Source organism: Bradyrhizobium sp. SZCCHNRI2009, from assembly GCF_032485115.1.
GTDB lineage: Bacteria > Pseudomonadota > Alphaproteobacteria > Rhizobiales > Xanthobacteraceae > Bradyrhizobium.
This window is the reverse complement of the sequence record NZ_JAUEUH010000002.1, coordinates 337,739-351,385: the sequence shown is the minus strand read 5'-3', so window position 1 is coordinate 351,385 and position 13,647 is coordinate 337,739. Positions and strand designations below refer to the sequence as shown.

Here is a 13,647-nt window from a genome sequence, read left to right as displayed (position 1 = left end):
ACGAGATATGCCGCGCCTCCCCTATCTCATACCTCTCGTGGCTTTCGCCGCACTGGCCGCTGGACTGGCTTTCAGCCTGACCAACGATCCGCAGCGAATGCCCTCGACCCTGATCGACAAGCCGACGCCGCGTTTCCAGCTCGCGTCGCTCGACGGCAAGAGCGGCGGTCTTGCCAATACCGACCTGCAGGGCGACGTGGTCCTGCTCAACGTTTTCGCATCCTGGTGCCCCGGATGCCGCGTCGAGCATCCCATGCTGCTCAAGCTCGCAGAGAGCTCCGCGATCCCGATCTATGGGCTGAACTGGAAGGACGATCGGAACGACGGCAAACGTTGGCTTGCCAAGCATGGCAGTCCCTATGCCCGTGTCGGCTCCGATGAGTCCGGCCGGGCCGGCATCGATCTTGGCGTGACCGGCGTTCCCGAAACCTTCGTGATCGATCGGGCCGGCCGCATCCGCTTCCGCTATCCCGGCCCGCTGACCGAAGATGTATGGCGTGACGATTTCGAACCTCTGCTGAAGGCACTCAGGAGCGAGTCATGAACTGCCGGCGGATCAAGCGCGCGGCCGAAGCGCTGCTCGTCAGCTCGCTCGTGCTGACGGCGACATCGTCACCATCTCGTGCGGTGCTTCCCGACGAAATGTTGCGCGACGAGGGACTGGAGGCGCGCGCGCGCGCGCTGGGCCAGGAGCTGCGCTGCGTCGTTTGTCAAAATCAGAGCATTGACGACTCGAACGCTCCATTGGCGCATGACCTGAGGGTGCTGCTGCGCGATCGCCTGCAGGCCGGCGACAGCGACCGGCAGGCGGTGGACTTCCTGGTCGCACGCTACGGCAACTTCGTCCTGCTCAAGCCTCCCTTGCAGTGGAATACCATCGCGCTGTGGATCGGTCCCCTGCTCGCCCTGCTCACGGCCGTCGTCGGCTTCGGCCGCTACGTGCGCCGGGCGGCAGCCAATGCGAGTGCGCCCGAGGCGGAGCACGTCGCTCCGCTCAGCGCCGACGAACTCGAAGCCATCGAGGCGATCCTCGATCGACGGAGCCTTTCATGATGCTGTGGCTGATCCTGACGGCGATGATTTCCGTGGCCGCCGTGCTCATATCGACGCCATTCATCCGCAGCTACGAGCGGAGACGGTTGGCTTCGGCTCAGGGACTTGCCGTCCACCACGACCAGCTCCGCGAGATCGAGAACGAAACCGCACGCGGCCTGATCGACAAGTCGGATGGCGAGAACGCGGCCAGCGAGATCAAGCGGCGCATTCTCGCCGCAGCCGCCGCCGAACAGCCATCGGCGCCCTCCCTCACCAGCTCCGAACGAAAATTTGCGCTCAGTGTCGTCACGCTGACGGTGGTGTTCGGCTCCGTCGGTCTGTATGCGGTTGTCGGAAATCCGGATGTCCCCGCGGCCGGACCGGGCCAGACCGCCAGCAGCACCACGGCGAGGTCGGTTGGCGAGGCGCGATCCGACGCCGGCACCCAGGCCATTGCCTCGCTGGAGCAGATGACCGGCCAGGACGGTCGCGACCGACCGCAGCAGAGCAGCGGACTGCCGCCGGTCGAAGAGATGATCCAGCGTGTCCAGACCAGACTGGAGCGGAATCCCAAGGATGCCGACGGATGGCGGCTGCTGGGCTGGTCGCTGTTCAACATCGAGCGCTTTGCAGAGGCGGCACAGGCCTATGCGCGCGCAATGGAGCTGCGGCCAGGCTCGGCAGAATACCGCAGCGCACGCGGCGAAGCGCTGGTGCGGGCCGCGGACGGCACCGTCACGTCCGCAGCCCGCGCGGACTTCGACGAAGCACTCAAACTGGATCCCAAGGACGCGCGCGCCCGCTTCTTCATCGGCGTCGTGAAAGAACAGGAGGGAGACAAACGGGGTGCGATGGCCGACTGGACGGCGATCGTATCGGAGGCCGATCCGAACGAGCCGTGGCTGCCCGATCTCAAGCAGCGGCTCGGCGCGCTTCGTCGCGAGCTCGGAGAGGATGACGGCTCGCCATCGCCTGCCCGACCGAACCTGTCCGCCGAGCGCATGCAGGAACTCCTGCGCTCCGGCAAGACCTCCGCGACCGAGCCGGCGGAGCCGCGCGGCCCCCGCGCCGAGGACATTCGCAAGGCGGAAAGCATGTCCACACAGGACCGCAACCTCATGATCCGGGGCATGGTGGATGGCCTTGCGAGCCGACTCGAGCAATCACCGCGCGATGCAGAAGGCTGGATCAAGTTGATCCGCTCGCGGGTGGTACTGGGCGATGTCGAGGCGGCGAAACAGTCGCTGCAACGCGCATTGTCGGTCTTTGCGGAGGACGTCCCGGAGCGCACGCGCATCGCTGACGCAGCCAGAGAGCTCGGGATCAATCCATAGCGTTCGAGGCCCGATCAGCGTGTCCGCATCGTCGGAACCCGTTCGGCAACCGGAGGAATGGCAATGCGCATTCTGCTCATAGAGGACGAGCCCATCTACGCGGAGCGCATCAGGGAAAGCCTGGCCGATGCCGGTTTCGAGGCGGATCTCGCCACCGATGGCAAGCAGGGCTGGATGCTGGGCAACAGCCAGCCCTATGATGCCGCGGTGCTCGACCTCGGACTGCCGTGCATTTCGGGCCTCGACGTGCTGCAACGCTGGCGTCATACCGGGCACACGCTGCCGGTGCTGATCCTGTCCGCCCGCAGCGGCTGGGTCGAGCGTGTCAACGGCCTGAACGCAGGCGCGGACGACTATCTCGAAAAGCCCTTCAAGGCGCAGGAGCTCGTCGCGCGGGTCAAATCGCTGCTCCGTCGGGTCTCCAGCAGACCGGACGCCGTGCTCCGCCTCCGGCAGATCGAGTTCAACGCGGCGGCCGGCCTGGTCAAGAAGGACGGGGAGATCGTCGACCTGACTGCACTCGAGTTGCGCGTTCTCGAACTCCTCATGCGCCGCGCCGATCATATCGTGTCGCAGACCGAGCTGCTGGAGCACATCTATCCGAGCAGCGACCATCGCGACTCCAATACGGTCGAAGTCTACATTGCCCGGCTCAGGAGAAAGCTGGGGCGTGACTGCATTCGCACCGTCAGAGGCATGGGATATCGCTTCGGGTAGAGCAATGTTCAGCCGCAACTTCCGAGCCCGGATGCTCGCGGTCGCCGCGATCTGGATTTCCATCGTCTTGTTCGCCAGCGGGCTCGGGCTCTCGATCGTCATTCGCCGTGTCGTCGAGGCCCACTTCGATCATGACCTGCTGGATCACGCCCGCGAGCTCGCCGATCTCGTGGAACTCGACGCCACGCAGCGGCTGTTCATCGCCCGCGATCTGAGCGATCCGCGTTTCTCCCCTGCCCGTTCCGGAATGTATTGGCAGGTCATCCTGCAGAACGGCGAAAGCGCGCGCTCGCCGTCGTTGCAGGATGACCTTTTCCTTTCATTCACGCCCGACCAGAGTCGCGAGGGTTCCCTGCCCTCCTCCACGGCGCTTAGTGTGGAGGGACCGACCGGGCCGATGCGCATGGTCCGAAACATCAGCGAGCCGTCTCGCCTCGGGCAACCCGTCGAAATCCGTGTCGGTGCAGACGAGCGACTGATTAGTGACGAGATGCAGCACCTCAATCTGACGCTGACAGCGACGCTTGGTATCATGGCCCTCGCCATGGTTGGCACCGCCTACGCTCAGGTCGCTTACGGCCTGCGGCCGCTCCAGCGCATGAGTCGCGCCATCGTGGACGTGCGTAGCGGCAAGACCTCAAGGCTGCCTGAGGACCTGCCGGAGGAAATCATGCCGCTCGTCACCGAGCTGAACGGAATGATTGCGGCAAATCTCAACATGGTCGATCGCGCTCGCGTACTCGCAGGAAGTTTTGCACACGCGCTGAAGACACCTCTGGCAATTCTCGACGAGGAGGCAGCACGGCTGAAAGCATCCGGTCAGGAGATCCACGCTCAGATTCTGTCGGAGCAGTGCTCGCGAATGGCGCTGCTCATCGACTACCAGACGGCGCGCGCAAAGGCCTCCACGATCGCGAATGCAGGTGCGTTTGCGGTCGTCGCAGACGTCTTGAGGAGCGTCATCAATACCTATTCGCGATTCAGCCCAGGGCACGACCGGCGGTTCGAAGTCGAAGGAGCAGCGGACGTCGTCGTTGCCTGCGACACCAACGATCTGACCGAACTCATCGGCAACCTGCTCGACAATGCGGCAAAATGGGCACGTGACCGCGTCGTGATTTCGATCGAGGATCTCGACAGCACCGTCTTGATCACGGTTGAGGACGACGGGCCCGGCATTCCAGTGGAACACCGAATGCGCGTGTTCGACGTGGGCACGAGACTTGACGACGCGAAGCCCGGCACTGGGCTCGGTCTGGCGATCGCCCGCGACCTGACCAGCCTCTATGATGGCCGACTGTGGATCGAGGATTCGAGAATTGGGGGCGTCGCCCTGAAGCTTTCGCTTCGAAAGAAGGGTGATCCAAGCTCATCGTGACATGCCTGGTACCCGCAGCCTCAAAACCGCTTGCAGAAACGCTGGCCCGACACCCAACCCGCTCATAGCGATGATGCCCTGGGCCAGCGCGCCAACGATGCCAGTCGGAATCGGCGAACGGCTCTTTTCCAACGGCGCGGCCTGCAGCGTCGGCAAAATCGCCAGCTTCCCCGGCTACGCTATTTCAGAGTCGAGAGATAGGCGACGACGTCGGCCCGCTCCTTCGCGTCCGCCAATCCTTTGAAATACATCTTGACGCCGTGAACGTCCCCGCGAGGATCGGCGATATAGGCATCCAGTGCCGTCGCGGTCCAGGGCGCATTGTTCTTTTTCATGCTCTCCGAATAGGCGTAGTCCGGCACAGCCGCTGGCTGCCGTCCAACGATGTTCCAGAGGCTCGGGCCGACCTTGTTGACGCCGATCTCGGCAGAGTGGCAGTTCTGGCAGATGCGCTGGAAGATGCTTTTCCCGGCGGCCGGATTTCCGTCGAGCGCGCGGGCGCTCGGTGCCAGGCAGGCGAGAACGGCGACAAGAGCGATGCGGCGGAGCATGCGAAATCTTTCCCTTTTCGATCCGGAGCGGGCGCGGGCCAGCCCCCCGGGACAGGCCGGTGAGCAGATCCGCGCGGATGATCGGACGACAGCCCGGCCCAAGTCCTTGTCCTGGATCAAGCCGCGCGGTTGCCGTTGCTGCTCAATTGGCCTAATCTTCTAAAAAAACGAACGATCACCAACAACCCAAAGTGTCGTTCTGGGAGGTGCCCGATGGGAGACGCCGATCCTCGGCCCCCGCGTCCGTCTGGCGTGAATGCTGCAAAGTCCAAGGCTGCGACGGAGGCCGCTGCGGCGGCCGACATCTGCGGCCAGTTGCCGGCCGACGGGTTGGCGATGGTGCTGATCTTCCTGTCGCCCCACTACGATCCAAACGAGTTCATGGTGGAGGTGACGACCCGTCTTGCGGACGTCCCCGTATACGGCTGTACGACGGCCGGAGAGCTGTCGCCCGATGGCTGGGACGACAACAGCGTCGTCGCTCTCGGATTTGCCGCCGAGGATTTCACGGTATTCGCACAGCCCATCTTCGGGTTGTCGGGCTTTCGCGTCGATGAAGGACGTCGCCTCGGCAACCAGATGAGGCAGGACCTCTCGCAGCACGCTGGTCGCGACGACGACGGCGTGTTCGGGCTCGTCCTGATCGACGGCATGTGCCAGCGCGAAGAGGCGATCATGTCGGCGATCTACGCCTCGCTCGACAACATTCCCCTGGTTGGCGGGTCGGCCGGCGATGGTCTGCGGTTCGAGCGCACCTGGGTCTTTCACGACGGCAAGGCCCACACGGACATGGCCGTGCTGATCCTGATCAGGACGTCATTGCCGTTCCGGCTGTTCAAATGCGACAATTTCGAGCCGACCTCGACCAAGATGGTGGTGACGGAGGCCGATCTCGAGCAGCGTATCGTCAAGCAGCTCAATGCCGAGCCGGCGGCGGAGGAATATTGTCGCGCGATCGGAATAGCCGATTCCGAGCTCGACCCGTTCCTGTTTGCGGCCCATCCGGTCCTGGTGCGCGTGGGAGGCTCCTATTTCGCGCGCTCGATTCAGCGCGTCAGCCCTGACGGCTCGCTCCGGTTCTTCTGCGCGATCGACGAAGGAATGGTGCTGACGGCGGCGAGGTCACGCAACTCCGTGGCGGCCGCCCGCGAGATGCTGGCCGAGGTCCGCGACGAGATCGGCGAGGTCTCGATCTTCATCGGTTTCGAGTGCATCCTCAGGCGTCTTGACGCAGAGCAGCATCAGTTTGCGCGGGAAATGTCCGATCTCTATCGCGACAACCGGATCGTCGGATTCCATACCTATGGCGAGCAGTACGGTTCAATGCACGTCAATCAGACGCTGACCGGGGTCGCGATCGGCAAACGTGGAGCGGCGCAGCCATGACCGCCGCGGGGTCTCCGGAAGACCTGCAGCGCGAGGCGGCCAAGCTCAGGAAGATCAACGCCGCGCTGATGTCCCGGGTCGAACGCTCGATGGACCAGCAGTTCAATGCGTTCTCGCTGTTCGAAACGGCGATCGCCCTCGATCAGCAGGTGCGCGAGCGGACGCGCCAGCTGCGTGATGCGCTGCGTTCGATCGAAACCGCCAACAAGGACCTCTTTCGGGCCAAGCAGCAGGCTGAAGCGGCCAGTTCCCTGAAATCCTCGGTTCTCATCTCCGTTACGCATGATCTGCTTCAGCCGCTCAACGCCGCGCGGCTCACGCTCTCGACCTTGGCGGACGAAGTCTCGTCCGATCGCGGAACGGCCATGGTCGGCCAGGTCGACCATTCGCTGGCCATGCTCGAGGATCTGCTGCGGTCCCTGCTGGAGATTGCCAAGCTCGATGCCGGAGCCCTGCGCCCCGATGTCAGGCCCGTTCTGCTCTCGACCCTGTTCGAGCCGCTCGAACGCGAATTCGCCCCGATCGCTGCCAAACGCGGGTTGTCCCTGCGCATTTGTCCGTGCTCGATCGCCGTGGTCTCGGATGCCATGATGTTGCGGCGCATCTTGCAGAACCTCCTCGCCAACTCTCTGCGCTACACGCGGCGAGGCGGCGTCGTCATGGGATGCCGGCCGGGGCCGGGAGCAGGCCGGGTTCGCATCGAGGTCCACGACACCGGCCCGGGCATTCCCAAACCGCAACAAGAAGCGATCTTTCTCGAATTCCAGCGCGGTCAGCCGAGCGCCGAGGATCAAGCCGGCTTCGGGCTGGGCCTGTCGATCGTCCGTCGCTTCGCCAAGGCATTGGACCATGAGGTCGGGCTGGCTTCGCGGGTTGGACATGGGTCCACATTCAAGCTCGAGCTCGACCGCGCCGACCCGGCAGCCGTACTGCCGGATCCGCATCCTGCGGATCACGTCGACCACGACTATGGCGGGCTCGAAGGCGCCAAGATCCTGCTGATCGAAAACGACCTGGCCACCGCCGAGGCCATGGTCAGTCTGTTGGAAAAATGGGGCTGCGACGTCGTGGCGACGGCGTCGTTGAATGACGCTTTGCAGCGTTTGAGTGCGCTCGGGGCGGTCCCCGAGACGATCATCGCGGATCTCCACCTGGATGGCGACGAGAGCGGGCTTGCCGCCATCCGGGACATCAGGCAATTCCTCGGCCGAGATGTTGCGGCCATGATCGTGACCGCCGACTATTCCGAAGACGCAGCCAGGGAAGCAAGCCAATACGGGCTCGAGATCTTGACCAAGCCGGTCAGGCCTGCGGAGCTTCGCGCGCTGTTGTCGTTCTTGCTGTCATGAGCGCCTCAGCGCCGTTTGCCCGAGCCGGCGTGCGCGGCTCGCCGATGAGGTTCACGAAGTCGATCTTTTCCATCTCGATGATGGCCTTGGTCCTGCTCATGACGCGAAGCTTTCGCAGGATCTCCGAGACGTGGACCTTCACCGTCGTCTCGCAGATCCCGAGCTCATAGGCGATCTGCTTGTTCTGCAATCCGCGGCGGATCAGGTCGAGCACGCGCAGTTGCTGCGGCGTCAGCTCGTGAAGACGCTTCAGGAGGTCCTGAGCAGGAAGTCGGCCACGGCGCGCGCTGGCGCAGAGGGAGCCGCCTTCAACATGGACCTCGCCCCGCAGCACGGCCTTGATCGCGTCGGCAAGTTGCTGCTTCGAAGTCGATTTCGAGATGTAGCCGGAGACACCCAGCGCGAGAACATGGGCGACGAGGTCCGGGTCCCGATGCGCGGAAACCACCAGGATCGGTGTGCGCGGCGCGGTCTTGCGGATGCGGATGACGCCGGAGAGGCCGGTCGTTCCGGGTGTCGAGAGGTCGAGCAGGATCAGGTCGAATCTCGGCGGAGATGAAAGAAGCCCGACGGCCATGTCGACGGACGTCGCCTCGCGCATCTCGGCATCAGCCAGAGCGGCGCGGATCGCGCTCTCCAGCGCCTCCCGAAACAGCGGATGGTCCTCGACGATGAGCAATCGAGCCACGTGCCTGCCTCCCCCGGCCGGATCGAAGATCCGGATCATTCAGTGTCGCGGATCCGACATTCAACCAGCGTGCGGGCTGCGTCTTCGAAGGACCGTCAGAACCGGAGCATCAGCGATACCGCGTTGGTTGGCATCAATCAACGATCAAGACGCCATCGACGTCGCTACGCCTGCGGTGGCCGTGGAGTCGTGCGGCGCAACAATTCGCTACGGGTGCTTTCGACTCGAAGCGGTGCGCGATCCCTGCCGGTCGGCCGGCACGTTCAGCGCGATCTTGCCGATCTCGATGACGGCCTTGTTGCGGCTGAACAGACGGAGTTTTCTCAGGATCTCGGTGATGTGCGCCTTGACGGTCGACTCCGCAAGCTGAAGCTCGCTGGCGATTTCCCGGTTCTGATAGCCACGCCTGATCAGGTCGAGGACGCGAAGCTGTTGTGGCGTCAGCTCCTCGAGACGCGCCTGCAGCGCGCGAGATGACCCCTTCCCGTGGCGCTCGACGACGGGCACGAAGTCTTTCGGGACCGAGATCGAGCCGCTGAGCACGCGCTCGATCGCCGACGTCAGCTCACGCTTCGAGGTCGACTTCGGCAGATAGCCGGCCGCGCCGAGCGAAAGCGCCTCGCGCACGACGTTCTGGTCCTCTTCACTCGAGACGATCGCGACCGGAAGCCGCGGATACGCGGCGCGAAGCCGCTGGAATCCCGAGAAGCCCATGGCATCGGGCAGCGTCAGGTCGAGCAGCGCCAGGTCGATGTCGGGTTTCATTGCGAGGGTGGTGAGCGCATCGGCAATCGACAGCGCCTCGAAGATCTCGGCGTCGGGATGCGCCAGACGCACCGCGTTGCCGAGAGCTTCGCGAAACAGCGGATGATCGTCGATGATCAGAAAGCGCGTCATGTCCGACCTTCACTCGCCGCCAGCACGTGCCGGGTGATCCGGCAGATCGTGTCGGCCGGTGTCCCTCCTTCAATTTGCCGTTTCTGACGACTGCACAGTCAGCAGGAACGTATAGATGCTCTCGAACTGGTCGTCGGTAAAGACCTCCTTCCAGGCGGGCATGCCCTTGGAGGGACGGCCTTCATGCACGGTGGTCCAAAATTTGTCGCGCATGTCCTCGCCGTAGCGGGTCCGCAGCCGTCGCAGGTCGATGCGCCGTTCCGCCTGCACGGCGTCGGGTCCGTGACAATGCGCGCAGGTGCCGTTGAAGATCTCTTTGCCCAGCGTCACCGCCTCGGTCTTCGACTCGCTCGCAGTCGAGTCCGAAACCCTCATCACGGCGGCCTCGGCGACCGGCTGGCGGAGAAGCTGAGCAGGGTCAGTCGCCGACGCCAGCTTGATCGGGCGCGGCACGGCGCCGAGCCTGATCGACGGCTCGCTCGGCAGCCCGTATTTGACCGCCAGCTCGGCGATCCGCGGTGCGAGCTGCGGCAGCGCGGCGTCGATCTGATCGCGCAATTGCGTGGAGCTCTTGGCAAGGCCGATCGCGGCATCCCAGGACAGACCGTCGCCCTCGACCGGCTGGATCCGGAAACTGCTCTGGTAGATCGTCTTGTTCAGCCAGCCTGCAACCGGCCCCCAGATGAAGGCGATGTCGGCCTTGCCGTGGGCCAGCGCCGCCAAGCCTTCGTCCGGTGTCAGCACCGTCACCTTCTCGATGTCGTCGCGCTGGGCCAGCAGATTTTGCGGCGTGGTCTGGTATTGCACCGCGACGCGCTTGCCTCGGAGGTCGTCGATGCCATGGACGAGCAACGTTCCGCGGCTGACGAGCGCGTAGGTTTCGGTTGCGATCTTCTGCGAGAAGATCACTGCCGGTCCCATGAAGTCCGCTGACAGCGGCAGGCCGATCATCGCGTCGCACTGCTTGCCCAGCAGCGTCACGCGCACGGTGCGCTTGCCGAAATAGGATTTGTACCAATCATACGTCACGGGGCGGCCGAGCTCGCGTGATAGCGCCTGGCCAACCTCGAGATAGAATCCCGGCTGCGTTGGATTGTCGCTCGAGAACGGAAGATTGGTCGGGTCCGCGCAAAGCCGCAGCGGCTCCGCCTCGTTGGCCCGGCCCGCCGCCGACGCGGCCAGCACGGTGGAGGCCACCAAGGCGACGAGAGCCGTCGCGCTTGCTGTCAGTTCGGCGGTGGCCCGCCAATTCGAGCCAGTCTGACGGCGATTCAGGCGCATCCTCGATCCCTCAGGTCTTGTTTATCTGCTTGTACGGCTCGGTCTCGCGGCCGGGCCGTCTTCGTCCGCTTGATGCGGATTGGCTGAACGCCGCGCGTGTCCCCGCGGCCGGGGCCACGCGCAGCCGTCGCGAGCGTTGCGGTTATTGGACCGCGAACACGAACAGAGCGCCGCCCTCGGGAGCTGCGTTCGTCATCTTCTTGCCGATCTCGCCCAGGAACGCCGGGATCGAGGCGGTGCGGCCGACGACGACGGCAACGTACTGCTTGCCGTCCACCGAGTAGGTCACCGGACCGGCGCCGATGCCGGAGCCGAGATTCTTCTTCCACAGAATCTTGCCGGTCTTGGCGTCGATGGCGCGGAAGTCGCCGTGAAGATTGCCGGAGAACACCAAGCCGCCGGCGGTGCTCAGCGTGCCGCCGTTGAACGGAAGGTCTTCCTGGATCGACCAGACCTTCTTGTTGTTCACGGGATCCCAGGCGATGAGTTCACCGAGGAACCCGCCGGGGCCTTCCTTGGTCGGGAATTCCGCACCGAGATAGAACACGCCGCGCTTGTACGAGACGTCGCTGACCGACCAGTCCATGCAGACATTGTTCGCCGGGATGTAGACCAGGCCGGTGTCCGGATTGTACGACATCGGCTGCCAGTTCTTGCCGCCGATCAGGTTCGGGCAGACGTCCTTGACGGGATGTCCGGGGCCGGGCCGTTTGTCCGGATCCTCGACCGCGCGCAACGTCGAGGTGTCCCATTTCTGCGCCCAGTTGGCGAAGACGTATTTCTCGGCCGAGATCACCTTGCCGGTCTCGCGGTTGGCCACGAAGAAGAAGCCATTGCGATCGGCCTTCATCAGCGTCGGGACAGCCGCACCGCCAACCTTGAGATCGGCGAGAATAGCCTCGTTGACGCCGTCATAGTCCCAGGCATCGGCAGGCGTGGTCTGGATGTGCCACTTGATCTTGCCGGTGTTCGGATCGAGCGCCAGCGTGGATGCCGTATACAGATTGGTCAGCTTGCCGAAATCGCCATTGCCGGTCGAGCGCACGGCGGTGTTCCAGGGACCTGGATTGCTGGTGCCCCAATAGACCGTGTCGCTCTTCGGATCGTAGGAGCCGACCAGCCAGGCCGCGCCGCCACCATGCAGGCCGGTGTCACCCTTCCAGGTCTCGCTGCCGGGCTCGCCGGGCGCAGGCACCGTGTAGGTCTGCCAGACCATCTTGCCGGAGTTGATGTCGTAGGCCTGCAGCGAGCCGCGCACGCCGTACTCGCCGCCGCCGAAGCCGGTGATGACCTTGTCGCGCACGACCAGCGGCGGCGAGGTGATCACCGAGCCCTGCTTGTAGTCCACCACCTTGGACGTCCACAGCTCCTTGCCGGTGGCGGCATCGAGCGCGGTCAGCTTGCCGTCGAGCCGGCCGACGAACAGCTTGCCGTCGGCATAGGAGATGCCGCGGCTGTTCACGTCGCAGCAGGCATATTGCAGCGTATCGTCCGGAATGTCCGGCTCATAGGTCCATTTGCGCGCGCCGGTCGCGGCATCCAGCGCATAGACGTATTTCGGCCCCCACGACGTCGAGACGTAGAGCGTGTTGCCGATCACGATCGGCGAGGCCTCGTTCGAGCGTAGCGAGGCCAGCGAGAACGAATAGACCAGCGACAGCTTGCTGGCGTTCTCGGTGTTGATCTCCTTGAGCGGGCTGAACCGGGTGTTGCCGTAGTCATGCCCGGTCATCACCCAGGCGCCGGGCTCGCTGGCGGCCTTCAGCGCCGAGTCGTTGGCGCGGACGCCCAGCGTGCCGGCGACAAGGAAGGCAACCGTCGAGATGCCAGCCAAGAATCTCCTGCTCGTGAAGTTCATCAGTTCCCTCCGCTTATGTCTTTGTTGTGGTCGTATGGCGCGTGCGCCAGCCCCAAGATGAGCAGTCGCGCTGCAAGCAACGGGGCGATTACAGCATCAGCTCCGCCCGGCTCTCATAGGCGGAAGGTAGTAGGCGCAGGGGATCGGGGTTGAACGCCGATTATCGCGCCTTTTCAGCGACTTACCTGAATTCCGTGACCTGCGGGCGGAAGGATCGTTGTCGCCATGATGAACGAGGCGCGCTTCTACTGTGCGGTCTCGTGGCAGCCCGGCGTCCTCGCGATCGCCACACCGAGGGAAGCCCTCGCTCTCGAGATGACGCCTTGAACAACCCGGACCGAACGGCGGCATCGTTTAGTTCGGCGAACGCATCGCGGCACGCCCCCGCTCATCTGGCGATCATGGTTGAGCGATGACGCCACGCAGGCGCCGCAGGGTGGGCAAAGGCGCGCCAACAGCGATGGCGTCATGCACGATCTCTCATGGGCCGTGCCCACCGCCCCCACTGGCGCCAATGGTGGGCACGCGTCGCCTTCGGCGTCGCTTTGCCATCCCATGGCAGCGTCACGTGCGGCGGAGTCGGGGTGCACGGCGCGACAGACTCCATCAGCGTCATCAAGCTGATTTGGCCCGCCCAGACCTTCTGAAGAAAATAATCTTGTTGCTATTTTTCCGAATATGTGCTTGTGTATCGCCATCCTGGACCCGCCGAGAGGGGCGCTTCGCGATCGTCACGAGACGTGGGGTCTGGGGATGCGGTGGCCGCAGGCGTGCTGCAGCGGGCTCACGGGCTCGCCGACGAACGGCAGGTTTGCGGACGTGAAGACGCGTGGTCCTGGCGCCCCGATGCTGGCGCCAAGTCGTCGGGCGATGATCCCGAGGGCGACGGTGGCTAAAGAGCCGGACACCGGGGAGATCGCGACATAAGCGTGAAAACCATCGCGCGGGGAATGCCGGGATGTCTCGGCTGAACCTGTGGTTCCTGCCGCCTGCATTTTTTTCGCAGGCGGGCCATGGGTGCGGCCAGCGCCCGGCATTCCCTGCGCCCTCTCATTCTCGAGGGCGGAACGACCGGCACAACTCGGACGCCATCGCGCCGCGGGATCGCAGCCCATCGCCCGAACAAAGGGCGCGAGGCCGGAACAAACCGCAAACAGATTTGAAGTTTTGGGG

12 protein-coding genes are annotated in these 13,647 nt (G+C 64.3%); 7 read left to right on the top strand and 5 right to left on the bottom strand.

What is annotated here, in order from left to right; all coding sequences use genetic code 11:
- The first annotated feature begins 7 nt into the window (after positions 1 to 7).
- The 5 genes from QX041_RS09190 to QX041_RS09170 all read left to right on the top strand — a co-directional run bounded on the left by QX041_RS09190 (position 8) and on the right by QX041_RS09170 (position 4,464).
- The gene (locus QX041_RS09190) at positions 8 to 544 is read left to right on the top strand and encodes a DsbE family thiol:disulfide interchange protein (RefSeq protein WP_315754748.1); all 537 of its coding nucleotides are present in this window, start codon (positions 8 to 10) and stop codon (positions 542 to 544) included.
- Positions 541 to 1,053, top strand: coding sequence for a cytochrome c-type biogenesis protein (locus QX041_RS09185; protein ID WP_315754750.1), 513 nt, complete (start codon positions 541 to 543; stop codon positions 1,051 to 1,053). The genes QX041_RS09190 and QX041_RS09185 overlap by 4 nt, the downstream gene beginning before the upstream one ends.
- The gene (gene ccmI / locus QX041_RS09180; protein ID WP_316165074.1) at positions 1,050 to 2,369 is read left to right on the top strand and encodes a c-type cytochrome biogenesis protein CcmI; all 1,320 of its coding nucleotides are present in this window, start codon (positions 1,050 to 1,052) and stop codon (positions 2,367 to 2,369) included. The genes QX041_RS09185 and ccmI overlap by 4 nt, the downstream gene beginning before the upstream one ends.
- Before the next feature lie 63 nt (positions 2,370 to 2,432).
- A complete protein-coding gene (locus QX041_RS09175; protein WP_315717732.1) occupies positions 2,433 to 3,086 on the top strand; it encodes a response regulator transcription factor in 654 nt (217 codons plus the stop codon).
- A 4-nt stretch (positions 3,087 to 3,090) separates the two neighbouring features.
- On the top strand, positions 3,091 to 4,464 hold the full coding sequence (locus QX041_RS09170; protein WP_316165072.1) for a HAMP domain-containing sensor histidine kinase: 1,374 nt from the start codon (positions 3,091 to 3,093) through the stop codon (positions 4,462 to 4,464).
- Positions 4,465 to 4,643: 179 nt separating this feature from the next.
- Here the strand turns inward: QX041_RS09170 and QX041_RS09165 are convergent, their stop codons facing one another.
- Positions 4,644 to 5,015: a c-type cytochrome gene (locus QX041_RS09165; protein WP_315717730.1), complete on the bottom strand. Its 372-nt coding sequence runs from the start codon at positions 5,013 to 5,015 to the stop codon at positions 4,644 to 4,646.
- Positions 5,016 to 5,228: 213 nt separating this feature from the next.
- On the opposite strand from QX041_RS09165, the gene QX041_RS09160 reads away from it, so the two are divergent.
- Together QX041_RS09160 and QX041_RS09155 are read left to right on the top strand one after the other, a co-directional pair.
- Positions 5,229 to 6,401: an FIST N-terminal domain-containing protein gene (locus QX041_RS09160; protein WP_316165071.1), complete on the top strand. Its 1,173-nt coding sequence runs from the start codon at positions 5,229 to 5,231 to the stop codon at positions 6,399 to 6,401.
- Positions 6,398 to 7,750 (top strand): hybrid sensor histidine kinase/response regulator, encoded by a 1,353-nt coding sequence (locus QX041_RS09155; protein ID WP_315717728.1) that lies wholly within the window; start codon positions 6,398 to 6,400, stop codon positions 7,748 to 7,750. Before QX041_RS09160 ends, QX041_RS09155 begins: the two co-directional genes overlap by 4 nt.
- On the opposite strand, the gene QX041_RS09150 is transcribed toward QX041_RS09155, so the two are convergent.
- From QX041_RS09150 to QX041_RS09135, 4 genes are all read right to left on the bottom strand, one after another.
- A complete protein-coding gene (locus QX041_RS09150; protein ID WP_316165069.1) occupies positions 7,704 to 8,438 on the bottom strand; it encodes a response regulator transcription factor in 735 nt (244 codons plus the stop codon). The two genes, QX041_RS09155 and QX041_RS09150, sit on opposite strands and share 47 nt — an antisense overlap.
- A 207-nt stretch (positions 8,439 to 8,645) precedes the next feature.
- Complete coding sequence (locus tag QX041_RS09145) at positions 8,646 to 9,335, bottom strand: response regulator transcription factor (protein WP_316165067.1); 690 nt, start codon at positions 9,333 to 9,335, stop codon at positions 8,646 to 8,648.
- A gap of 69 nt (positions 9,336 to 9,404) precedes the next feature.
- On the bottom strand, positions 9,405 to 10,616 hold the full coding sequence (locus QX041_RS09140) for a c-type cytochrome (protein ID WP_316165066.1): 1,212 nt from the start codon (positions 10,614 to 10,616) through the stop codon (positions 9,405 to 9,407).
- Positions 10,617 to 10,758: 142 nt separating this feature from the next.
- Positions 10,759 to 12,450: a PQQ-dependent methanol/ethanol family dehydrogenase gene (locus QX041_RS09135; RefSeq protein WP_410051864.1), complete on the bottom strand. Its 1,692-nt coding sequence runs from the start codon at positions 12,448 to 12,450 to the stop codon at positions 10,759 to 10,761.
- Positions 12,451 to 13,647 lie beyond the last annotated feature (1,197 nt).